The sequence below is a fragment of the Pseudomonas endophytica genome, assembly GCF_001411475.1.
Lineage (GTDB): Bacteria > Pseudomonadota > Gammaproteobacteria > Pseudomonadales > Pseudomonadaceae > Aquipseudomonas > Aquipseudomonas endophytica.
This window is the reverse complement of record NZ_LLWH01000208.1, coordinates 1-23527: the sequence shown is the minus strand read 5'-3', so window position 1 is coordinate 23527 and position 23527 is coordinate 1. Positions and strand designations below refer to the sequence as shown.

At 53.9% G+C, this 23527-nt stretch carries 22 protein-coding genes; 7 read left to right on the top strand and 15 right to left on the bottom strand.

The annotated features are described in order from the left end of the window. The 6 genes from AQS70_RS19295 to AQS70_RS19275 all read right to left on the bottom strand — a co-directional run. Positions 1-844: Dyp-type peroxidase (locus AQS70_RS19295; RefSeq protein ID WP_156355232.1), on the bottom strand; the 844-nt coding region annotated here is incomplete at its 3' end. Continuing rightward, positions 841-2055 (bottom strand): iron uptake system protein EfeO, encoded by a 1215-nt coding sequence (gene efeO, locus AQS70_RS19290; protein ID WP_055104343.1) that lies wholly within the window; start codon positions 2053-2055, stop codon positions 841-843. The genes AQS70_RS19295 and efeO, both read right to left, overlap by 4 nt. A gap of 29 nt (positions 2056-2084) precedes the next feature. Then, positions 2085-2906 carry an iron uptake transporter permease EfeU gene (gene efeU / locus AQS70_RS19285; protein WP_055104342.1) on the bottom strand — a complete coding sequence of 274 codons (822 nt, stop codon included), beginning with the start codon at positions 2904-2906 and terminating at the stop codon, positions 2085-2087. Positions 2907-3026: 120 nt separating this feature from the next. Beyond that, complete coding sequence (locus tag AQS70_RS19280; RefSeq protein WP_055104341.1) at positions 3027-3233, bottom strand: hypothetical protein; 207 nt, start codon at positions 3231-3233, stop codon at positions 3027-3029. Between the two features lie 83 nt (positions 3234-3316). Then, the gene (locus AQS70_RS24225; protein ID WP_277620602.1) at positions 3317-3442 is read right to left on the bottom strand and encodes a hypothetical protein; all 126 of its coding nucleotides are present in this window, start codon (positions 3440-3442) and stop codon (positions 3317-3319) included. A 170-nt stretch (positions 3443-3612) separates the two neighbouring features. Continuing rightward, entirely contained in the window at positions 3613-4614 is a 1002-nt protein-coding gene (locus AQS70_RS19275; RefSeq protein ID WP_055104340.1) for a DNA-binding protein, read from the bottom strand. Positions 4615-4791: 177 nt separating this feature from the next. On the opposite strand from AQS70_RS19275, the gene AQS70_RS19270 reads away from it, so the two are divergent. From AQS70_RS19270 to ahpF, 3 genes are all read left to right on the top strand, one after another. Continuing rightward, complete coding sequence (locus tag AQS70_RS19270; protein WP_055104339.1) at positions 4792-5730, top strand: site-specific integrase; 939 nt, start codon at positions 4792-4794, stop codon at positions 5728-5730. Positions 5731-5901: 171 nt separating this feature from the next. Continuing rightward, positions 5902-6465 (top strand): alkyl hydroperoxide reductase subunit C, encoded by a 564-nt coding sequence (gene ahpC / locus AQS70_RS19265; RefSeq protein ID WP_055104338.1) that lies wholly within the window; start codon positions 5902-5904, stop codon positions 6463-6465. A gap of 125 nt (positions 6466-6590) precedes the next feature. Further along, complete coding sequence (gene ahpF / locus AQS70_RS19260; protein ID WP_055104337.1) at positions 6591-8153, top strand: alkyl hydroperoxide reductase subunit F; 1563 nt, start codon at positions 6591-6593, stop codon at positions 8151-8153. Between the two features lie 118 nt (positions 8154-8271). On the opposite strand, the gene AQS70_RS19255 is transcribed toward ahpF, so the two are convergent. From AQS70_RS19255 to AQS70_RS19240, 4 genes are all read right to left on the bottom strand, one after another. Then, positions 8272-8859, bottom strand: a complete 588-nt coding sequence (locus AQS70_RS19255) for a TetR/AcrR family transcriptional regulator (protein WP_055104336.1) — start codon at positions 8857-8859, stop codon at positions 8272-8274. Between the two features lie 211 nt (positions 8860-9070). Next, a complete protein-coding gene (gloA, locus tag AQS70_RS19250) occupies positions 9071-9592 on the bottom strand; it encodes a lactoylglutathione lyase (RefSeq protein WP_055104335.1) in 522 nt (173 codons plus the stop codon). A gap of 314 nt (positions 9593-9906) precedes the next feature. Continuing rightward, positions 9907-10266, bottom strand: a complete 360-nt coding sequence (locus AQS70_RS19245; RefSeq protein WP_055104344.1) for a histone-like nucleoid-structuring protein, MvaT/MvaU family — start codon at positions 10264-10266, stop codon at positions 9907-9909. A gap of 170 nt (positions 10267-10436) precedes the next feature. Beyond that, positions 10437-11993, bottom strand: coding sequence for an EAL domain-containing protein (locus tag AQS70_RS19240; RefSeq protein ID WP_055104334.1), 1557 nt, complete (start codon positions 11991-11993; stop codon positions 10437-10439). Between the two features lie 327 nt (positions 11994-12320). Here AQS70_RS19240 and hppD point away from each other — a divergent pair, with 327 nt between their 5' ends. Continuing rightward, the gene (hppD, locus tag AQS70_RS19235) at positions 12321-13397 is read left to right on the top strand and encodes a 4-hydroxyphenylpyruvate dioxygenase (RefSeq protein ID WP_055104333.1); all 1077 of its coding nucleotides are present in this window, start codon (positions 12321-12323) and stop codon (positions 13395-13397) included. A gap of 57 nt (positions 13398-13454) precedes the next feature. Here hppD and AQS70_RS19230 read toward each other — a convergent pair whose 3' ends face one another. From AQS70_RS19230 to AQS70_RS19220, 3 genes are read right to left on the bottom strand one after another with little or no spacing between them, the layout of a single operon-like run. Beyond that, a complete protein-coding gene (locus AQS70_RS19230; protein WP_055104332.1) occupies positions 13455-14093 on the bottom strand; it encodes a DUF1345 domain-containing protein in 639 nt (212 codons plus the stop codon). A gap of 56 nt (positions 14094-14149) precedes the next feature. After that, positions 14150-17251 carry an efflux RND transporter permease subunit gene (locus AQS70_RS19225; RefSeq protein ID WP_055104331.1) on the bottom strand — a complete coding sequence of 1034 codons (3102 nt, stop codon included), beginning with the start codon at positions 17249-17251 and terminating at the stop codon, positions 14150-14152. Between the two features lie 2 nt (positions 17252-17253). Further along, on the bottom strand, positions 17254-18408 hold the full coding sequence (locus AQS70_RS19220) for an efflux RND transporter periplasmic adaptor subunit (RefSeq protein ID WP_055104330.1): 1155 nt from the start codon (positions 18406-18408) through the stop codon (positions 17254-17256). A gap of 178 nt (positions 18409-18586) precedes the next feature. Between AQS70_RS19220 and AQS70_RS19215 the strand changes: the two genes are divergently transcribed. Together AQS70_RS19215 and AQS70_RS19210 are read left to right on the top strand one after the other, a co-directional pair. Beyond that, on the top strand, positions 18587-19288 hold the full coding sequence (locus AQS70_RS19215) for a response regulator (protein WP_055104329.1): 702 nt from the start codon (positions 18587-18589) through the stop codon (positions 19286-19288). A gap of 3 nt (positions 19289-19291) precedes the next feature. Further along, the gene (locus tag AQS70_RS19210) at positions 19292-20587 is read left to right on the top strand and encodes an ATP-binding protein (protein ID WP_055104328.1); all 1296 of its coding nucleotides are present in this window, start codon (positions 19292-19294) and stop codon (positions 20585-20587) included. A gap of 4 nt (positions 20588-20591) precedes the next feature. On the opposite strand, the gene rarD is transcribed toward AQS70_RS19210, so the two are convergent. Then, positions 20592-21476 carry an EamA family transporter RarD gene (gene rarD / locus AQS70_RS19205; protein WP_055104327.1) on the bottom strand — a complete coding sequence of 295 codons (885 nt, stop codon included), beginning with the start codon at positions 21474-21476 and terminating at the stop codon, positions 20592-20594. 297 nt (positions 21477-21773) lie between these two features. Then, complete coding sequence (locus AQS70_RS19200) at positions 21774-23087, bottom strand: MFS transporter (RefSeq protein ID WP_055104326.1); 1314 nt, start codon at positions 23085-23087, stop codon at positions 21774-21776. Positions 23088-23245: 158 nt separating this feature from the next. Between AQS70_RS19200 and AQS70_RS19195 the strand changes: the two genes are divergently transcribed. Continuing rightward, on the top strand, positions 23246-23527 hold a 282-nt coding region (locus tag AQS70_RS19195; protein WP_277620601.1), incomplete at its 3' end, for a sugar diacid recognition domain-containing protein.

Genomic DNA, 23527 nt, shown 5'->3' with positions numbered 1-23527 from the left:
GCACAGCTTGATAACTGCCATCGACCGCCCACTGCGGCTCATCGCTGTGCGGTTGAACCCAGACAATGTTGTTCATCAGAGTGTTGTCATTGGAGTCTGGATTCGCCGAGCCATCGCGAAAGCCCAAAAAGTTGCGCGCGCTCTGCGCGGGTACACCTGGCTTGCTCGGTGCTTGTGGCGGCACTGTCCCTTCTTGCTTCCATCGCACTAGCAGCAGGTCTGGGAGGTTTTTAATGATGTCACGCAGGGCATGAATGTTGGTGTCTGCGGTGTTGGCGCAAAACTGCAGGCTCAGATCTCCGTGGCAAAAAGCCGGATCGAGTGCGTCGTTAGGGAAGCCTTGCATGCGGCTTAGGTGTTTGGGCTTGACGTGGCTTAAGCCGAAGCGTTCATCAAACAACGACTCACCGACAGACACGGTGATGGTCAGGTTATCGGGTGTGACAATTGGGCCAAGGATGCCTGAGTCGGTGGGTGGGAGTTTTGCATCGACTTGAGGCACTGGGCCGCCCTTGGTCAGGAACGCGATGCGCTCATTTAACGTGCGTAACAAGCGCTCAAGGTCTGCACGATCGGTGGCCAATACATCGAAGGCGACCATCATGCCCGCCGCTGGGCGCGCAGTGAGAATGCCGTTTTGGTGCTGGCCGTAGAAGTCGTGATACTCCAGGGTTTTGTCGCTACTGGGCGCTTGGGTCACTTGCGCGCTGGCACTGCCGCTGGCCGCCATGGCCGGGCAGCTCAAGGCGCTACCTGCCAGTGCAGCGCCAGCGACGCCCATGCCGAGCAGTACGCGACGACGTTGAAGGTTGATTTCGTTCTGGGTATTACCTGAATCACTCATATGGGTTTGGTCTGCAATGACAGGCCGGATAGGCCGAGGGCGGGATCGACTCCATCGAGTGCATCGGCCAGAGCCTTGGCCTTGTTACTGATTGCTTGACGCTGAGCGGGGTTTAACGCGTCGTACATGTTGTAGCCCTGTGCGGTTTTAAAGGTGTTGAGTTCGGCTTCAAACGAGGCACTGGCGTTATCAATGTTGAGCAACAGGTCAGCATTGTTTTTGCTCAGTAGCGGGCGCAGCAGATCAACCACTTTGCGCGCGGTGTACACGTTCGCAGCAAAACCTGTGAGGTCGATATGGCTGTAGCGCTCTTCTTCGCCACTGGCTGCACGGGTGTCAGCCAAGTTGTGCAAAGTACGCGAAACCTGAGTGACCAATTGCTCGGGTGGCAGTGTTTGAGCCAGCAGTTGTTGTTTTAGCAGTACTGCATTGGCCTGCAATTGCTTGGCAATGGGAGCAAGGTCTTGGGTGGTGCGTTGATCAAATAACCCATATTCAAGGCGATGGAAGCCAATGAAGCTTGGGTCATGCTCGCGCTTTTCAAAGTAGTCCGCACGGGCATTAAGAGTGTTGTCCAGTTCACCCAAGCGTTGCGCTGCCGGTGCTAGGCGCTGATAGGCCTCGCGGGCCGGGATATAGAGTGCTTGAGCGTGTACGAGGTCGCCTTCGTTAATGGCATTTGACAGGGCATCAACCGTTTTAATCAGCGCGTTGCTTTGGTTGTTTAAATACACCCGGAACTCAGACAGGGGGCCGACAAACGCCACCATCGACGGGCGAGCCTTAGCTTGTGCTTGCGACTCAGCGGTAGGTGTCACGTGCAGAGTGCCACGCGGATTACTGAGCAGGCCGCAGGTGATCGCGTAATCGCCGGAATTAAGTGTGGCGCTAATCACTTGGCTCAGGCCGGGGGCGATGTTTTCACGCTCTTCGATAACCAGCACGCCATCCAGAATCTCCCATTCCACAGCGCGTTCCGAGGCGTTGACGATACGGAAGCGATTAGCGCCGGCCGGCACTGTCAGCTCGCTCGGTTCGCAACTGTGGGGGTGGATCGTAACGGTGATTTCGTTACTGTGAACCTTGCGTTTGGCGGCAGCCAATTGCGAGGCGTAATAAAACAAACCGCCAGCCGCGATCATAACGATCACCGAGCCGGCCACCGCCCAGCGCAGCGCGCGAGGAGGTGTACCGCTTGCAGGGGTAGACATGCAGGACCTTATGGGGTTGTCACGCGAGGTTATTGAGTGGCTTTTGCAGGTACTGGGGGGCGCAAGAACAGGACAAGTGCAACGACCAAATAGGCCAAGTAGACACTTAATACGCTGACGGTAGGCGCATCTTGATAGCCGAACATCCCTGCCAGAACTGAACCAAGCGGCCCGTCCATGGGGAGCGTGGTGCTCATGTCAAACACCACTGTTTGCAGCGAATTCCAAACTCCGGCTTCATGCAGGGCTTGCACCGAGTTGGCCAAGATCCCGGCCGCCACCAGCAAAATAAACAGCCCAGTCCAACGAAAAAACAGACCGAGGTTCAGGCGCATGCTGCCGGTGTAGATCGCAAAACCGACACAGATCGCCAGAATCAGGCCGAGTAAAGCGCCCACTGGTGCCGCTGGGCCTTCGCTTTGTTGGAACACTGCCAACAGGAAGAAAACAGTTTCCAGCCCTTCACGGGCCACGGCGAAAAACACCATGGCGATCAGTGCGGTGACCTGGTGGTTGCTACCAGTAAGGGCGTGATCTAGGGAGGTGTGCAGCGAGTCTTTGATGGAGCGAGATACCTTGCGCATCCAGAACACCATCGAACTAAGAATGCCAACAGCGATCAGGCCGACTATGCCTTCAAACAGTTCCTGTTGCTTTTGCGGGAACTCAGCACTCATCAACTCCAGAGCACCGCCGACTAACAGGGACAGGGCGGCGGCGAGAAAAACACCGATCCATACCGCGGGCATCCATTGGCCGCGCCCTGTTTGTTTGAGGTAACTGGCAATAATGCCAACGATAAGCGCTGCTTCAATCCCTTCGCGCAGCATGATCAAAAATGGAACGAACATGAATAGCGCACCGCGTCACGAGTCAGTAATTGCTAATTTGTAACATATTGATACTTATTACCAAACAAGAATTGATTTCACTGGCTGAACGATCGCTGAACGAAATGTTGGCGCGTGTTGTTAGGCGGTTTTAGGGGTAATGAGGCGCGGCTGGCAATTGTTAGGCGGCGTCTTAAGCGCTACTGGCTGCGCAGGCGAGATATCGCTGCTGCCAATTAGTGCTGAGCAGGTTTGCAGTGGGCCAAGCCATGCATCATTGCTTGGGGTTTCTTTAAGCTGGGTCAGCAGTTGATCAAAGCCCTTTGCTTCAAACTCCGGCGGACTCATTGCGGTGATTGCGTGAAGGAAAGCAACGCCGTATCTGTTGAGGTCTGGGTCGCAGAGGATTAAACGTTTGACAGTGCAAGGTGTTAGAGCGGCAAGTTTGAATGCGATAAATACCCAGCGCTGTGGCCAAAGAGTTCAATTTCAGTGAGCGCTTGGGTGTCATGCCAGCGCAACATATTACGGTGATCGTCAAAATGCCATGTGCTCATTGGGTAGCCTTTATGTAGGTAAGACCAGATGAACGAGACTCCACGTCTGCATGGGTTGCCGTTTTTAAACTAAGTATTTGAAACTATTACCGCCTTAACGCGGACGTTTTAATAGGGTGTTTGAGTATGGCCGCTGCGCGCTCAGCGCTCGCCGTGCAGTGGCCGGATGATTAGGCGTTGTCTTCACTCTTGGATTCTTCGATCAAACTGGCCTTGAGCGTGTCCATCTCGGCCTCTGCCTTGAGGGCGCGCAGAGTGATGGCTGCGTGTGCTTCTTGAGCCTGTGCATACTGCTCTTTCAGAGCAATACTCTCTTGGGTCGCAACGCGCAGGCGCTCTTGCAGCAGCGTGCGCTCGCTGTCTTGTTGATTAATTTGTGCAGTCAACCGTTCATTGAGGTTGCTGAGCTTGTGCTGCTGATCGTTAGCGTGGTTCAGCTCTTTGCTCAGTGCACGGCTTTCGCTCAAGACACGCTCATTGTCGCGATGGAGTTGGGTTATTTCATCTTGACGCACCAATGCACTTTGCTGGGCTTGGCGTAGTTCCATTTGCACCTGTTGCAACTGCCCTTCATGGCGACGCTGATCCTGTTCGCGCTGTTCTCTGACCGCGCTGCGGTAATGCTCAAGCGCGTCGCGCGCATGCAGGTGTTTTTCTTCTAGCGAGCGGATTTGCTCGTCCCGGTCATTGAGCCGTAGCTCGAAATCGCTGCAAGCCTGATTGAGTGCCGCGTTACGCGTTTGCTCGGTTTGCAGCATGGAGCGCGTGGACTCTAGGGTATCCGTCTCTTGCTGTAACGCTTGGCTCTGAATGTCGAGCTGCTGTTGCAATTGCAGTTGAGCTTGCTGCGCCTGGGCCAATTGATCGCGTAGTTCTGCTTTGAGCTGCTCGTACTGAGCTTCGGCGCGTTCAATAGGCTCTTGCGCTTGTTCTTTCAGGCGCCGAGCGAGGCGGGCGACCAGCTCACTCAACTCATCGCCTAGCTGCTCTTGAGGCACGCCGCGCCTAGCGTCTGTCTCGTCCAGCTCCTTCAGATAGCGATGGATTGTGGTTTTAGAACCCGTATTACCCATCTCAATTCGTACTGCGTCGATGCTCGGGTGTTCGCCGCGAGCAAGAATCGCTGTACGCGCTATTTGCACTACTGCCTTGTTAACGCCGCCGCGAGCCATGATCTCTCCTACGATTATGTACTGTGGTATGTACCCTGTAATTACATACTATATTAGCAGCTTATTTATATATTTATTAGCTAAATATCATGCGGGATATACTGGTATTATCCCGTGTCAGGGCGATAAATTCGTTTTTTGGGCTCTGTTTCAGTACGCCAACCTAGAGAACAGTGCATGAGTGAGCTGGATCGCTACTTAAACGCCGCGACCCGCGATAACACCCGTCGCAGCTATCGAGCCGCTATTGAGCATTTTGAGGTGGCTTGGGGTGGGTTCTTGCCCGCGACCAGCGACAGCGTGGCGCGCTATCTGGTGGCGCACGCCGGCCAATTGTCGATCAACACGCTTAAACTGCGCCTGTCGGCGATTGCCCAATGGCACAACAGCCAAGGGTTTGCCGACCCGACCAAGTCGCCCGTGGTGCGCAAAGTTTTTAAGGGCATTCGTGCGTTGCACCCGACCCAAGAAAAGCAAGCCGCGCCGTTGCAGTTGCAGCATTTAGAAAAAGTCATTGACTGGCTCGAAGGTGAGGCCAGCACGGCCCAAGCCAATGCAGATCAACCGGCTTTACTACGCGCGCGACGGGATGCCGCGTTGATCTTGCTGGGGTTCTGGCGCGGGTTTCGCAGTGATGAGTTGTGTCGCTTGCAGGTGGAGCATGTGCAAGCAGTGGCCGGCTCGGGGATCACTCTGTATTTGCCGCGCAGCAAAAGTGATCGCGATAACCTAGGCAAAACCTTTCAGACTCCGGCACTGCTCAGGCTATGCCCGGTGCGTGCCTACATCGAGTGGCTCAATGCTTCAGCGCTGGTACGCGGCCCGGTGTTCAGAGGTATAGATCGCTGGGGCAACTTGGGCGAGGAGGGGTTACACGCCAATAGCGTGATCCCGCTGCTGCGCCAAGCGCTGGAGCGCGCCGGAATTGGCGCTGGGCATTACACCAGTCATTCGCTGCGTCGCGGTTTTGCAACATGGGCCCATCAAAGTGGGTGGGACTTGAAGTCGCTGATGAGTTATGTCGGCTGGAAGGACATCAAGTCAGCCATGCGCTATGTTGAAGCCAGCCCGTTTGCCGGGATGAGCATGGCCGCTGAAAAACGCATTGAAGGCTGATTGAGATCACTTGAACGTTAGCCGCGATAGCCCTATTTGTTTTTTAACTATCTATAGGGGGAGCTGATAGTCAAAACCAATCGTGAGCATCAGCTTTGCCAATGAGCCAGATACGAAATGGATTGTTAGGATTCACCCCATCAACTTTTCAACCCTGACGGAGAGTCAACGATGCCTATCATCAACAGCCAAGTAAAACCATTCAAAGCTACTGCATACAAAAACGGCAGCTTCGTAGAAGTGTCGGACGCTGACCTGAAAGGCAAATGGTCTGTCGTGTTCTTCTACCCAGCCGACTTCACTTTTGTTTGCCCAACTGAGTTGGAAGACCTGGCTGACAATTACGAAGAGTTCAAAAAACTCGGCGTAGAAATCTACAGCGTGTCAACTGACACCCACTTCGCTCACGCTGCCTGGCACAACACTTCGCCAGCCATCGGCAAGATCCAGTACACCATGATCGGCGACCCAACGCTGACGATCTCCCGCAACTTCGACGTTCTGATCGAAGAAGCAGGTCTAGCTGACCGCGGAACCTTTGTGATCAACCCAGAAGGTCAGATCAAAATCGTTGAGCTGAACGACGGCGGTGTTGGCCGTGACGCTTCCGAGCTGCTGCGCAAAATCAAAGCTGCTCAATACGTCGCTGCACACCCAGGCGAAGTTTGCCCAGCTAAATGGAAAGAAGGTGAAACCACCCTCGCTCCTTCGCTGGACCTGGTTGGCAAGATCTAAGTCTGTGAAGACTAGGGCGGTGATCCGCACCTGAGTGACACGCAGCATCGCCCTCAAAACGCCCGGGCGACATTCGCTCGGGCGTTTTTTTTGACACAGAATTTTATAGTTAGGAGATCGCCCGTATGTTGGACGCCAATCTTAAAGCACAGTTGAAGTCATATCTGGAGCGGGTCACACAGCCGATCGAGATCGTTGCGTCTCTGGACGACGGTGCGAAATCCCGTGAAATGCACGACCTGTTAAAAGAAATTACCAGCCTGTCCAGCCAGATTACCTTGTTGGATAACGGTACCGATGCGCGTAAGCCGTCGTTCTCGCTCAACCGTCCAGGCGGCGATATCAGCTTGCGCTTCGCAGGTATCCCGTTGGGCCACGAATTTACATCGCTGGTGCTGGCCTTGCTGCAAGTCGGCGGCCACCCATCGAAAGCCAGCGCAGAAGTGATCGAGCAAATTCGCTCGCTCAAAGGCGAGTTCAGCTTCGAGACTTACTTCTCGCTGTCTTGCCAAAACTGCCCGGATGTCGTTCAAGCGCTGAACTTAATGGCGGTATTGAACCCCAACATTCGTCATGTCGCGATTGACGGTGCATTGTTCCAAGACGAAGTGACCGAGCGCCAAGTGATGGCAGTGCCAAGTGTTTACCTCAATGGGGTTAACTTTGGCCAGGGCCGTATGGGCTTGGAAGAGATCCTTGGCAAACTAGACACCAGCGCCATCGAACGTCAGGCCGAAAAAATCAGCGCAAAAGAGGCATTTGATGTGTTGGTGATCGGCGGCGGTCCTGCCGGTGCGGCAGCCGCGATTTACGCAGCGCGTAAGGGCATCCGAACCGGTGTAGCGGCTGAGCGTTTCGGCGGTCAAGTGCTCGACACCATGGCCATCGAGAACTTTATCTCGGTTCAGGAAACTGAAGGGCCGAAGCTGGCCACTGCACTCGAAGAGCACGTTAAGCAGTACGACGTCGACATCATGAACCTGCAACGCGCTGACAAGCTGTTGCCGGGCCAGGCGGGTGAGTTGCACGAAGTCAAATTCGCCAGCGGCGCGTCGCTGAAAGCTAAAACCGTAATTCTGGCAACTGGTGCGCGCTGGCGCGAAATGAATGTGCCCGGCGAGCAGGAATACCGCAACCGTGGCGTGGCTTATTGCCCGCACTGTGATGGTCCGTTGTTCAAAGGCAAGCGTGTTGCAGTGATTGGTGGTGGCAACTCGGGCGTCGAGGCGGCTATAGACCTAGCGGGTATCGTGTCTCACGTGACATTGCTTGAGTTCGACACCGCGTTACGTGCTGATGCCGTACTGCAACGTAAGCTCAATAGCTTGCCAAACGTTAAGGTGATCACTAACGCTCAGACTACTGAGGTCACCGGTGACGGTCAGAAAGTAAATGGCCTGCGTTACAAGGATCGTGCTACTGACTCGGAACATAACGTCGAACTTGAAGGCATCTTCGTACAGATCGGCTTACTGCCCAACACCGATTGGCTCAAAGGTACGATTGAGCTGTCGCCTCGCGGGGAGATTGTGGTTGATGCGCGTGGTGAAACATCAATCCCTGGCATTTTCGCTGCCGGTGATGTGACCACCGTGCCTTACAAGCAGATCGTGATCGCGGTCGGTGAGGGCGCTAAAGCATCTTTGAGTGCTTTTGATCATCTGATCCGCACGTCTGCCCCAGCCTGATTAGCTGGAGTTAGACGAGGTGTTGTGCCTTAGCTCGCCACCGTTAAGACCAAAGCGCAGCCCATGGCTGCGCTTTTTTGTGCCTACGACGATCATGTTGTAGGGCTGGGCTGACGTCTTAATGCTTCAACAGGCCGTTGGCCAGCGATACGAAAGCGTGTATTGCCTTTTCCAGCGCGACTAGGGGTTGCTCGTCCGCTGCAATCCATAGCGCTGCACTCAGGGTGGCGCCGTTCAAGAGCCTAGAGGTCGCCTCAATCTCGACGTCCTTGATAACACCCTCGCTCTGTAACGTTTGCAGGCATTTCATTGTGCTCTGGATGCATGCGTTCTGGCTCGACCATTGTGCAGGGTTTCCCAGCACGGCCGGGCCGTCTAATAGAACAATGCGCTGGATCTCTGGCTCTATCGCCATCTCCATGTACGCGATACTTTCATTGATAAAACCTTGCCAAGTCGACTCAGCCTGGCGGGTGATCGCACGCAGACGTACCGACATTTCCTTATCAATTTCTTGGATGACGGCCTCTAACAAGCCTTTCTTATCGCCGAAGTGGTGATACAGCGCGCCTCGGGTTAAGCCGACATTCGCCGTTAAATCGTCCATTGACGAGTCGGCATAGCCTTTTGCGGCGAATGCCTGCCTGCCCGCCGCCACTAGCCGGTGGCGCGTCTCTTCGATCATTTCTTTGCGTGTTCGAGCCATCGAAGCGTGCACCTGCTGATTCTTGTGAGCCCATAAGGCTACGCACTGCGTCTTTGTTTCATACGTTGCGTATCTAAATGCTACGGGCTTGACTGCCAATGGACAAGAACCATGCCTTGAAACGCTTGAAACGACGTTTCCGTTTATAAGGCGTTAGCTTCACACTGAAATAAAAAACCCATGAGCAATCATGGGTTTTTGTGTTCGTTTTTTACAGCGGCTGCGGCTGAATGATCTCAACCCAGTAGGCGTCTGGATCTTTGATAAAAGCCAAGGATTTCATGCGGCCGTCAGTCAGGCGTTTCTGGAAGTCTACACCTAGGGCTTCGAAGCGCTCACACGCGGCAACAATGTCAGGTACCGAGACACAGATGTGACCAAAGCCGCGTGGGTCGGTGTTGCCGTTGTGGTAAGCAACGTCGGCATCTTTTTCAGTGCCGTGGTTGTGAGTCAACTCCAGGATGCCAGGGATGGACTTCATCCACACGGTGCGTGCAGCGTCGTCCGCCGGAATCTGTGCTTTATCAACCAATGCCAAGAAGTAGAGACTGAATTCTGCTTCGGGGAAGTCGCGCTTCTCCACCAGCGAAAAGCCCAAGACGCGGGTATAGAAGTCGAGAGATTTCTCGATGTCTTTGACCCGCAGCATGGTGTGATTGAATACGAATTGTTGGGTAGCGCTATCCGGTTGTGCCGTAACACCAGGGACGTTGTTCAGTTCTTGCAGGCTCATGAACCCTCCGAAAGTGATGCATGGATAAACAGTCGTGTGGAGATGATACGGAATATGACCGCTTGGGCGAAACCCGTTTACGATAAAAGATCGTTGCTTGAGGGTATAAAACGCCAGCGTGGGGCAGGGGGGGGTGAAAAAATGCAGGCAAAAAGAAGCCCGCCGAAGCGGGCATGGGGCGCTAGTCCTTTAGCAGCCTCTATCCTGTGACCCTGGGTGTGAAAAAACTGTGAAAGAAATCTCTAATGTTTGTTTTTTGTCCAAGCGGGGTAAGGTTTTATTATCTTCCCCGTTGGTTTTATCGCGTGGCTATATTAACCCCGAACCCAAGTTTCAACAGTGGCTGCGCCGTATTGCTCTTTCCATGCTTTCAAACCGCGATGATTGCCGCCCTTGGTTTCTATCAATTCCCCGGTATGTGGATTTTTATAAACCTTCAATACCCGCGCTTTACGCTGCTTCGCCGCTGGCGCATGACGGGCAGCAGTGGGATTGGGGTCCAGAATGGCAATAATGTCTCGAAGCCCTTTGCCATAGGTCGTCATCAGTGACTGAAGCTTTTGCTCGAACTCGATTTCTTTTTTCAGCCCGGCATCATTCTTCAAGGCTTCCAACTGGGTCAGTTGCTCTTGGAGAGCCTTTTGCGCAGCACGATACTCAGCAAGTCTAGACAAAGTCATTACTCCAGTCAGATGTTCGGCATTAAGGGCGCCGAAGTGAATTAATAAAGCGAGGCACAGGCGTGGCAGGCAGAGTTATGAATCAACCCTTCACTGTTTGAGAGAAACCATTGAAATACACTTCATGAGGCTTCAATCAGTTAGAAAATTGTAGTTGTAAATTTTCAATGCGCCACTCGGTTCTCCACCAATAAGTCCTCAATGAAAGCGTGGGCCGTTAACGGGCGAGAAAAAAGATACCCTTGCAAATAATCCACGCCTTTCAGTGATAAGTATTCACTTTGCTGTTGTGTTTCTACCCCTTCAGCCACGATGCCCAAGTTTAGCTTGGCGCTCAGTTCAATGATGCTGTCCAAAATATGAATAGATAAAGCATCGGCGCCGATCATGGCGACGAAGCTTTGGTCAATTTTCAGGTAGTCGACGTTGAACTCGCGTAAGTAGCTCAAGCTGGAATGGCCCGTACCAAAGTCGTCAAGAGCAATCATGATGCCCATCGCGCGCAGCTCGGCAAATAACTGATGAGTGATGTCGCTGGGCACAACCAGCTCGCGCTCAGTCAGCTCAAGCACCAGCTTGATACTGCCTGGCGGGAATGCCCGGAGGAACTCGCGGCAGTCTTCAACCAAGTCAAGGCTGTGGCAATGATGCGCTGTAATGTTGAAGCCTAAGTGGAAGTCTGGGGCCATGTTGCGGGCATAAGGGGCCAGTATACGGGCCGTTTGCTGCATCACTGAGCGGGTCATCGGAACAATGATGCCCGAGTGTTCAGCAAGAGGAATAAACAAGTCTGGGCGAACTAGGCCTTCGGTTGGATGTTGCCAGCGCATCAGAACTTCGGCACCGGCCCATTGCTTAGTGTCGCCCTGTACAACCGGCTGAAAGTAAGGAATGAACTCTTCGGCCTCAAGGCCACGTTGTAACTCGTGAGTGGGTGAAGACAGAGATAAACGTTTTTGTAACCAAGCCACTGTGGCACCAGAAACGCAACCTAGAAATACAAATAAAGCCAGCAGCCACAAGTACCGAGCATGAATAAAGCGCCAAACAGTCCCTTCACTAAATCCCGCCATCACTCGATAAGGGTATTGCGTTGAAGAAACGATGACAGGAGCAACAGGGTAAGGCGCAGAGGGCTTATGTCGGACGACGCCATCTCGGTCAATCGAGTTGTCGCCCACTTGGAACATCATTTGTGTGTAGGGATTGATTAGGCTCAGCACATTGACAAGGTGTAACCCGTAAAGGCTGACAATGGCACCTTTTTGATCTTTTTCACGGCGGTAAACCAGCAGCGGTTCGTGGGGAGTGACCGGGTTACCCGGCATCAGCCACAGTTCGCCGTCTTTATAGTCGGCCGCATTGACCGCTTCATTGAAGCTACCGAACAAGGATGTGCAATAAATTTGGTTATTCAAAACCAAATTAACCGAGCGTACAAAGGGGCGCCGTGTGACCTGCCCACGTAAGGCCAGCTCTGCCTGCTCACACGCTTGGCCTGAAAGTGATAACACCACATCGGCTGCGCGGGCTGCATTGTCTAGCATGAGATTAAATTGGCGCACCGCTTCGTTGGCGGTATCACGGGCTTCAAGTTCAAGTGAACGGGTGGCCTGCCAAATAATGATAAAAATACCTAAAACAACGGGCAGAAGAGTGCTGAGAACAACCAGCGCGTAGCGATCGGTCCATGTCCGGGTCTGTTTGTGGGGCAGTGGCATTCAAGATCCCGAGCAATGAAGGAGGGCGTACAGTGCAAGACATGCATTTAAGCCTAGCATTGGTGAAGGGCTATTTCACATGATGTAAGACAAACATGATTACGCCATGTAGAATCGGCTTACGCATACAAGAATAATGGCTTCTGTCATCAGGAGTCACCACCGCGTACGAGATGTTTAAATGAAGATATTCGGGTTTCAACTGATTTACGGAGATTTCCTAGCGCGCAGTGTACGCGGGATCTCCTGTGCGCCTCCTGTGTGCCTCAGCATTCATGACAAATAACCCACTGTTAATTGTAAAAATGACTCTGATGAGGCGCCAAAATGGCCGATCTATACGAAAACCCAATGGGCCTGATGGGCTTTGAATTCATCGAATTCGCAGCACCAGCACCCAACACTCTCGAGCCTATCTTCGCAATCATGGGCTTCACTAAGGTGGCGAGCCACCGCTCCAAAGACGTACATCTGTATCGCCAAGGCCAGATCAACCTGATCCTCAATAATGAGCCGAACAGTGTTGCTTCCTATTTTGCAGCCGAACACGGACCTTCGGTGTGCGGCATGGCATTTCGCGTCGCTAATGCGCAGCAAGCCTATACCCGTGCGCTGGAACTGGGTGCTCAACCGATTAAAATTGAAACCGGCCCAATGGAGTTGAACCTGCCTGCCATCAAAGGTATTGGCGGCGCGCCGCTGTATCTGATTGACCGTTACGGAGAAGGCAGCTCGATTTATGACATCGACTTCGTGTTTATTGAGGGCATTGATCGTAACCCAGTCGGTGCAGGCCTGCAGATCATCGACCACCTGACCCATAACGTTTATCGCGGTCGTATGGCTTACTGGGCCAACTTCTACGAAAAACTGTTCAACTTCCGCGAAATCCGCTACTTCGACATCAAGGGTGAGTACACCGGTTTGACCTCTAAGGCCATGACTGCACCGGATGGCATGATCCGTATTCCGTTGAACGAAGAGTCGTCCAAAGGCGCGGGTCAGATCGAAGAGTTCTTGATGCAGTTCAACGGTGAAGGCATCCAGCACGTGGCCTTTTTGACTGAAGACCTGATCAAGACGTGGGACGCCCTGAAGAAAATCGGCATGCGCTTCATGACTGCGCCGCCAGATACCTACTACGAAATGCTTGAAGGTCGCCTGCCTAACCACGGTGAGTCGGTGGACGCATTACAGTCGCGTGGCATTCTGCTGGACGGCTCTTCTATAGAAGGTGACAAGCGCTTACTGCTGCAAATCTTCTCTGAAAACCTGATGGGGCCGGTGTTCTTCGAGTTTATCCAGCGCAAAGGCGACGATGGCTTTGGCGAAGGTAACTTCAAGGCGCTGTTCGAGTCGATTGAGCGTGATCAGATTCGTCGCGGTGTCCTAGAAACTAACTAAGCCACAACCTAGGGCGGGGCGAGTTAATCTCGCCCCTACTCAGTTGCAGTGATCCGTTTAAAACAGCCCCGCCGCAATGTTGATCGAGAACCCCAGCACCGCCGTATTAAACAAAAAACCCAATAGCGAATGGCCTAGTACCGCTTTGCGCATTTCGCGAGTAGCAATACCCACATCTGACGTTTGTACCGCCACACTCAGGGTGAAAGAGAAGTACATAAAGTCCCAGTAATCGGGATTTAACTCACCTTCGGGGAAGCGCAATGCTGGCTCCGTCCCTGAATTGTTATAAAACAGCCGTGCATAGTGCAGGCCGAAAACGACGCCGATCATCAACCATGAACCTACCACGGTCATCCCGGTAAAAGCGTAATGCTGCAATTGCTGAGATTGGCTCAGTTGGCTGTTACCGGTTAGCTCAAGGGTAATGGCTGCCAAACTGGCAACCGCAGCGATACTCACGGTGAACAGCACCATGCTCGCGTTTTCGTCTTCAATTTCGGCAGTGCGCTTAACGTCGCTGACTTTGGAGCGAACCATCAACCATAGCGTCAGTGCGAGGTACAGCCAAACACCCGCGTTCCAGCCTAAGAGAAAGTGAGAGGTCAGCGAGGCGGCGGGGCAAAAAATGCCGACCCCCAGCCCTACAACTGTGGCGGCCGTCAAACGAGGGTGTGTGCGTGCAAGGTGCGCCATCGACAGTCCAACCTGTGTTACTGATCGTTGCCGCACCTTAGCACGTGGAACTCAACTTAACGCTGACGGGGCTTGCTGCGCGTCAATTTCATCACCACGACAAAGAACACCGGCACAAACACGACTGCCAGTGTGGCAACGATCATCCCGCCGATCACGCCTGTACCAATTGCCTGCTGGCTACCCGAGCTGGCACCCGTTGCAATCGCGAGTGGCACAACGCCGAGGATGAAGGCCAGTGAGGTCATGACAATGGGGCGTAACCGCAGACGGGCTGCTTGTACGGTTGCTTGCACCAGGTCTTGGCCTTCGTCATAGAGCGTTTTGGCGAACTCGATGATCAATATGGCGTTCTTTGCCGACAAGCCAATGATGGTGATTAAGCCGACCTTGAAGAACACGTCATTAGGCATTCCACGCAAGGTTACCGCCAACACCGCGCCGAGCACGCCCAATGGCACCACCAACAGAACGGCGGTGGGGATCGACCAACTTTCATAAAGCGCCGCTAGGCACAGGAACACCACCAACAACGACAGCCCTAGCAACAGCGGTGCCTGAGAGCCGGAAAGTTTTTCTTGGAGTGACAAGCCTGTCCATTCAAGGCCAATGCCGGCAGGCAGTTGATCCACCAAACGTTGCATTTCTAGCATGGCTTCGCCGGTTGTGTGACCGGGCGCTGCTTCGCCAGAAATACTCACGGCCTGATAGCCGTTGTAGCGCGACATTTGCGATGGGCCTTGAATCCACCGCGCTTGTACAAATGAAGCCAAGGGGACCATTTTGCCCACGTTATTACGCACATTAATTTTCAGCAGATCTTCCACTTGGCTGCGCTGATCTCCCTCAGCCTGGACCACAACCCGTTGCATACGGCCCTGATTCGGGAAGTCGTTGACGTAGGCCGAACCGACAGCGGTCGACAGCACATTACCAATGTCAGCAAATGAGACGCCAAGTGCGTTCGCCCTTTTGCGGTCGACCTCAAGTTGCACCTGAGGGCTTTCAGCCAATGAGTCTTCACGCACGTTGGCCAGCACCGAGCTTTTCTCGACCAGGGCCATGAGTTCAGTCCGCGCTTGCATTAACACGTCATAGCCGGCACCGCCTCGGTCTTGCAGGCGCAACTCAAAGCCGCTGGAGGTGCCTAGACCACTGACCGCAGGCGGGAGCACAGAAAACGCCACAGCGTCTTTAATATCACCAAAGGCGGCGTTAGCTCGATCCGCAATGGCCGACGCCGAGTCTTGAATGCCGCGGGTCGACCAGTCTTTGAAGGTCGTGAAAGCTAGCGCAGCGTTTTGCCCGCTGCCCGAGAAGCTAAACCCCAGAATCATGGTCACATTGCCGACCCCAGCCTCTTGCGCATAATGCTCCTCGATCTGTTTAGCCACGGCGATCGTGCGGTTTTGACTGGCGCCAGGAGGCAATTGAATATCAGTGATGACAAACCCTTGGTCCTCAACGGGCAGAAAGGAGGAGGGCAGACGCGCAAAACACACCACCAGCACCACCACTAATGCACCGTACAGCAGCAGATAACGCCCGCTGCGCTTGATTAGATGCACGACCCAATGCTCATAGCCTTCGGATAAACGCTCAAATTTTCGGTTGAACCAGCCAAAGAAACCGCCCTTAGCGTGGTGTTCGTCCTTAGCTATCGGTTTGAGCAGCGTCGCGCACAGCGCTGGAGTCAGCGACAGAGCCAATAATGCCGAGAACAGAATCGAGGTGGCCATGGCGACTGAGAACTGCTGATAAATCACCCCGACCGAACCCGGCATAAATGCCATTGGGATAAATACAGCGACCAGCACCAACGTGATACCAACAATTGCCCCACTGATTTGGGTCATGGCCTTGCTGGTGGCCTCGCGCGGCGGCAAACCTTCGCTGACCATGATCCGCTCAACGTTCTCGACCACCACAATCGCGTCGTCCACCAGAATTCCGATGGCTAGCACCATGCCAAACAAGGTCAGTACGTTAATCGAGAAGCCCAACACGAGCATGGTGGCGAATGTACCCATGAGCGCCACGGGCACAACTAGGGTAGGGATTAGGGTGTAACGGATGTTCTGTAAGAACAGGAACATCACGGCAAACACCAGCACCATGGCTTCGATCAAGGTGTACACCACCTTGGTGATCGAGACTTTGACGAACGGCGTGGTGTCGTAGGGAATCTTGTACTCAACCCCTTCTGGAAAGTAGCGGCTTAGTTCATCCAATTTAGCGCGGATCAAGTTGCCAGTACTCAAGGCATTCGCCTCTGGCGCTAGCTTTACGCTGAAAGCACTGGACGACTTGCCGTTAAGCCGGGTGCCGTACTGGTATTCCTGGCTGCCGATTTCAACCCGTGCGACATCGCTTATCCGTACCGTGGAGCCGTCAGGATTAGCGCGCAGAACAATGTCGCCGAACTCTTGTGGGCTCGATAGCTGGCCTTTGACCAATACGGTGGCGGTAATTTCTTGGGTTGAGCGCCCTGGCAAATCGCCGATGCTGCCAGCGGAAACCTGAGCGTTTTGATTGGCAATGGCCTCGTTAACGTCGGCGGGTGTCAGGTTGAAACCAATCAGTTTTTGGGTGTCTATCCAGATCCGCATGGCTCGCTCAGCGCCATATTGCTGAGCCTTGCCGACCCCTTCAACTCGCTTGATCTCGTTCATGACGTTACGCGCCAGGTAGTCACTGAGAGCGACTTCATCCAGCCCGCTGCTTGGGTCGGCGGTCAGGGTCACCAGCATCAAAAAGCCCGAGGAAATTTTCTCGACCTGCAAACCCTGCTGGATCACGGCTTGCGGCAGGCGGGACTCGATGGCTTTAAGACGGTTTTGCACATTGACCTGCGCCATCTCCGGGTCTGTGCCCGGTTTGAACGTCGCGGTAATACTGGCGCTGCCTAGGCTGCTCTGAGATTCGAAATACAGCAGGCCATCGGTGCCGTTGAGCTCTTGCTCAATCAGACTGACCACGCTTTCGTCCAAGGTATGCGCCGAGGCACCGGGGTACACCGCATACACCTCAACTTGTGGCGGTGCGACCACCGGGTATTTGGCCACTGGCAGTTGCGGGAGCGCCAATGCACCCGCCAGCACGATAAATAACGCTACGACCCAAGCAAAGATCGGGCGATTGATAAAAAACTGCGGCATGCTCACCGATCCGTGGAGTGTGCGAGGGGAGGTGTCGGGTCATCAATTTGCACCTGTTCGCCGGGGCGAGCATGTTGCAGACCTTCGATCACAATGCGATCGCCCGCTTTGAGGCCATCATTCACAATCCAACGATCATTGATGGCGCCACCCAGTTGCAGCGGTTGCTGTTTGATTCGGTTTTCAGCATCGACCAGCAATACAAGAGGTACGCCCGCGCTGTCACGCAGGATGGCCCGTTGCGGGACGCTGAGCCCTTGTTTGTTGACCGCTTGCTCAAGACGCACGCGCACAAAGCTACCCGGCAATAAATCGCGATCCGGGTTGGCAAATTCACTGCGCAGAATGATTTGACCGGTGCTGGGTTCAACACTCACATCGGTGAATAACAGCTTGCCGGGCAGAGGGTAAAAGCTGCCGTTATCGCGGATTAGGGTCACACGCGCCTGATTTTTACCAACCTGCTGCAATTCGCCCGCTCGAAATGAGTCGCGCAAATTATCGAGATCACGGGTCGACTGCATCAGATCAACCTGAATCGGGTCTAACTGCTGAATCAGCGCCAAGGGTGTCACTTCGCCTTGCCCCACCAGTGCACCTTCCGTCACCAGCGCTCGACCAATGCGCCCTGAGATCGGAGCCTTCACCGTGGCATAACCCAAATTAAGCTTGGCTCGTTGCACAGCGGCCTTGTTGGCGGCTACATCGGCCTGAGCTTGCAGGGTTTGTGCGCGGGCGTTGTCGTAGTCTTGGCGACTGACTGCATTGCTATCCACCAAAGCGCTGTAACGCTGGTCTTGCAGTTTTGCCTGGAAGGCCAGCGCCTCGGATTTGCGCAGTGCTGCTTGAGCGCTGTCCAGTTCTGCCTGTAAAGGAGCTGGATCAATAATGAACAGCACGTCACCTTGTTTGACTTCACTGCCTTCTTCGAAAACGCGTTTAAGCACGACGCCAGCGACTCGGGCGCTGACCTGGGCAACACGTGGCGCTACCACGCGGCCACTCAACTCGTTATTAATCGACAGCGCTTGAGGAACTATGACTTCAGTGCTGACCTTGACCACGGGCTTTTTTTCTTCTGTGGCCGGGTTTTTACCGCAAGCACTTAAGGCTAAAGCCAGTGCCGAAAGACATAGCGGGACGAAGAACTTTTTCAACGTTCGTGCCTTCTTCTATATGCAGGATGTGACTGTAAAAGACCTTGGCATGCTAAGCGCAGCACACAAAAGGCGTTGTGAAGCTATGTAGCAGCTGTGTGAAAAAGTGTGAAGGTTCCGCTCCTATCCCTGTGAGGTTGTATATCCTTTAGCTTTTCCGCGGTTGTAAGCATTTATTATGCCCACTATTTTGCTGGTCGAAGACGACGCCGCGCTTTCGGAGCTGATCGCCAGCTACCTAGAGCGCAATGGTTACCAGGTCAGCGTCATTGCACGCGGTGACCAAGTTCGTGAGCGAGCGAGAAGCAACCCTCCGGATATGGTTATTCTTGACCTGATGCTGCCGGGGCTTGATGGTTTGCAAGTCTGTCGTTTGTTGCGCGCCGACTCCGAAAGCCTGCCTATCCTAATGTTGACTGCGCGCGACGATAGTCATGATCAAGTATTGGGGCTAGAGATGGGCGCCGATGATTATGTGACAAAACCTTGCGACCCCCGTGTTTTGTTAGCGCGTGTACGCACTTTATTGCGGCGTAGTAGTTTGATGGAGCCGCACGTCGCCAGTGATCGAATCCTAATGGGCAACCTGTGCATCGACTTGTCAGAGCGTACAGTGACGTGGCGCGGCGACATCATCGAGTTGTCTAGCGGTGAATACAACCTCTTAGTGGTATTAGCCCGACATGCCGGTGAAGTGCTAAGTCGTGATCAGATCCTGCAACGCTTGCGCGGTATTGAATTCAACGGCACCGATCGCTCGGTTGATGTGGCCATTTCTAAATTACGTCGCAAATTCGACGATGACGCAGGCGAAGCCCGCAAAATCAAAACCGTTTGGGGCAAGGGTTACTTGTTTAGCCGCTCGGAATGGGAATGTTGATTCGTGTTCAAAATCCTGATCCGTCTGTATCTGGTTACGATTATTACGTTTGCCGGCGCCATTTATTTAGTGCCTGAACTGATAGTGACGCTATTCCACGATCGGTACATGAATTACAACGTCGACATCTCGCGGGGCATGCAGAACTTGCTGATCCAGCAGTTTAAACAGGTACCTGCGCAACAGTGGCCACAGCTTGCTCGTGAGCTGGATACTGAATTCGCGCCATTGCGGATCCACCTACTTCCCATCGCCAACCCCCAATTCACTCCCGCCGAACAGCATCAGTTGCATCAAGGGCGGGGCGTTCTGCGCATTGGTGAATGGGGCTGGCGTACGCACGTGATGTCCCCTCTGAACGCAGAGCAAGCCATAGAGCTGGTAATGCCGCCTGATCCGTTCGATTTGAACGTGTTGTATTGGAGTATCAACGTTCTGATTGGTGCGGCCTTGCTGGCGGGTTTGTTATTGTGGCTGCGCCCGCACTGGCGCGACCTTGAGCGGCTTAAGCGTACGGCCACACGTATTGGCCAAGGACAGCTTAGCGAGCGCACGCACATATCCCCTCGCTCCAATATCTATGATCTGGCCAGCACGTTTGACACGATGGCTCAAGACATTGAGAACCTACTTAATCAACAACGTGATTTACTCAACGCCGTGTCACATGAACTGCGCACGCCCTTGACCCGACTCGATTTCGGCTTGGCGCTGGTGTTGTGTGACGAACTGCCACAGGCCAGTCGCGAACGTTTGCAAGTGCTGGTAGGGCATATTCGCGAGCTGGATGAGTTGGTGCTGGAGTTACTGTCGTTTAGCCGCCTGCAAAACCCAGCATTAATGCCCGAACGTATCGAGGTGTCTTTGGCCGAGTTTATTGACAGCATCCTCGGCAGCTTTGATGAAGAGCTCGAAACCCCAGAGATAGTCCTAGATGTGTTGCTTCAAGGTGCCGAGGAGCGCTTTGCGCTCGACCCGCGCCTAACCGCCAGAGCGTTGCAAAACCTGATTCGCAATGCCATGCGTTACTGTGATCATCGGATTCAGATTGGGCTTAGCCTCAGTCATAAAGGCTGTGAGCTGTGGGTGGATGACGATGGGATTGGCATTCCCGAGCAAGAGCGGGAGCGTATTTTCGAACCGTTTTATCGGTTAGATCGTAGTCGTGATCGAGCAACGGGGGGTTTTGGATTGGGCCTGGCGATCAGTCGGCGCGCCCTGGAGGCCCAGGGCGGGACCTTAACGGTTGAGCAGTCGCCGCTGGGCGGTGCTCGGTTCAGGCTCTGGTTGCCTGGCTAAACGCTTACAACGAACGCCGCTGGCGCACCAAGTGTTTAAATCCTTCAAATATCAACACCATAACCGCAAGCCAAATCGGGATGTACGTCAGCCACTGACCTGAGCTGATGCTCTCGCCCAACAGCAGGGCGACCATCACCAGCAACACCGGCTCGACATAACTGAGTAGACCAAAGAGGCTAAACGCCAGCATTCGACTGGCGAGGATATAGCTGATCAGGGCCATGGCGCTTATGGCGCCCAGAATGGGAATCAGGGTATAGAGTGCCGAACGTTCGCTGGCCACATCGAAGCCGTGTTCGCCGCTGAAGATAAACCACCACGCGAGTGGGATCACCAAGAGCATGTCAAACCATAGCCCCCCCAAATTGTCGGTGCCAGCGCGTTTGCGCAACACGAAATAAAGCGGATAACCGACCACGACCACTAGGGTCGTCCACGAAAAACCGCCCACTCGGTATACCTCATTGGCCACACCCATGGCGGCCAAGGCAGCCGCGATTTTTTGCAGGTGTGACAGATGTTCTCCAAATGCGACCCGAGCTGTCAGCAGCATCGTCAACGGCAACAGGAAGTAGCCCAGCGAAACATCCAGACTATGGCCATTGAGCGGCGCCCACATAAACAGCCAGAGCTGAACCCCGACCAGAGCGCTTGAGGCAACCAGAACCCCGAGCAGTCGAGGCTGTTTGAATAAACGTGTGAAAATCACAAGCACGTGTCGCCAATCACCCGACACACACATGAACAGTGTCATGCACGGCAGTGTCAGAAGCATTCGCCAGCCAAATATTTCCGTGCCACTCAAGGGCCAGAGCACAGAGGTGTAGTAATACATGACAGCGAACAGGGTCGATGCCAGAACCGAAAAAACAATACCTTTAGACACAACAGCCTCGTTGACACGCACTTTATGAAGTTTGGGTGGTGCATAGCTTGAGGCTCTGCGAGGTGTAGGGCAATCACATAAAAGGGGTAGGAGACGATCAGAAGCTCGCAGCCTGCGCCTACGAAAAGCAGTTCAGTGCGCTGTAGAAGCTGCCGAAGGCTGCGATCTTGTGCTTTTGAAGATCAACAGATCGCAGCCTTCGGCAGCTCCTACAGGCCATCGGTGCGATCTCTTTTGTGTCATATCCGTTGCTATGGTTGCGATTTTACGCAAGCTGCCAGCTTAGGTTTGCCTAACTCAGGCGTTAGTCATGCCTCGGGTCATGCGCAAGGCTAGCAGGCTCCCGCCCACAATTACCGCCGCAAGCAGATACAAAGCGACGTCTGTCGAGCCGGTTGCATCTTTCACAAACCCGACCAAGTACGGGCTGAGGAAACCTGCCATTTGGCCCATGGAGTTGATCAATGCCAAACCGCCTGCAGCCGCACCCGCGCTGAGCATGGCTGTTGGCACTGGCCAGAACATCGGCAAGCCGGTCAACGCGCCCATGGTGGCGATGGTGAGCCCCAAAATTGCGATGGCCGGTTGAGTGGCAAAGTTAACCGCAATAATCAGCCCAATCGCGCCCATCAGCATAGGCACCACCAAGTGCCAGCGACGTTCTTTGCGCAAGTCAGCAGAACGACCCACCAGCAGCATGAACACGGCGGCCAATAAGTAGGGAATCGCGCTAATCCAGCCGATCACCAAAGCGTCGTTGAAGCCTAGGTTCTTGATGATCGAGGGCAGCCAGAAGTTGATCGCGTAGACGCCACTCTGGATACAGAAGTAGATCAAGCCGAACGCCCAGATAGCCGGATTCTTAAACACCGCCAACAGCGAATCAGAGGCTGTAGACGGGCGGTTGGCGCTGTCCAAACGGTGATCCGCTTCAAGTACATCACGCTCATGGGCGCTCAACCATTTGGCCTTGGCAAAACTGTCGTTCAGCAAGAAGATTGCCAGCGCGCCTAGTAGCACGGTCGGAATCCCTTGCAGTAGAAACATCCACTGCCAACCTGCTAGCCCGCCTTGCCCTGCGGCGAAGTGGTTCAGAATCCAGCCAGAAAAAGGGCCGCCCAGCAAGCCTGAAACCGGAATGGCTGACATGAACAATGCCATGATCCGGCCTCGGCGAAAGGTTGGGAACCATTGCGAGAGGTACAACACTACGCCCGGAAAGAAACCCGCCTCAGCGGCACCGGTGAATAGGCGAAGGGTGTAAAACTGGGTCGGTGTGGTCACGAACATCAGGCACGTCGAGAGCAAGCCCCAAGTGATCATCATCACTGCAATCCAGCGCCGCGGGCCGAAACGGGTCAGCGCCAAGTTGCTCGGCACACCGCACAGCACGTAACCGATAAAGAAAATACCCGCGCCCAGCCCGTATACCGTCTCGCTGAATTTCAGCGCATCGAGCATCTGTAGTTTGGCAAATCCAACGTTTACCCGGTCGAGGTAGTTGAATAGGTAGCAGATGAAGATGAAGGGGATCAAACGCAGCGTAATGCGCTTGTAGATGGCATTTTTATCGCCATCGCTAATCGGCGATGCGTTCGCGCTCTGTGACATCTTTTGTCTCTCTTTATTATGATTTTTCACGATCCGGGGTTAACGTTGATCGCTGCATGAGTCTCGGTTACCTCGACGTTGCTGTCTTTGTGCCCCCGCACAGCTTTTCGGCTGGCCATCTGTGCTAATGAACAACTGCTTGCAAGGATTGTCACCCCATGTTTGAACTGGATCATGATTTGGCGCAGGACATCGTCAATCGAGCGATGGCTATTTTGCCTTACAACGTCAACGTGATGGACAGCCAAGGCTTGATTCTAGGCAGCGGAGAGCCGGAGCGCATCAACACCCGGCACGAAGGCGCTCAATTAGTCTTGGCCAATGGTCGGGTGGTTGAAATAGACGCGCAAACGGCCAAACACCTGAAGGGCGTGCAGCCGGGTATCAATCTGCCGCTGCTGCTTGATCAACGTCTAATTGGCGTGTTGGGCCTTACCGGC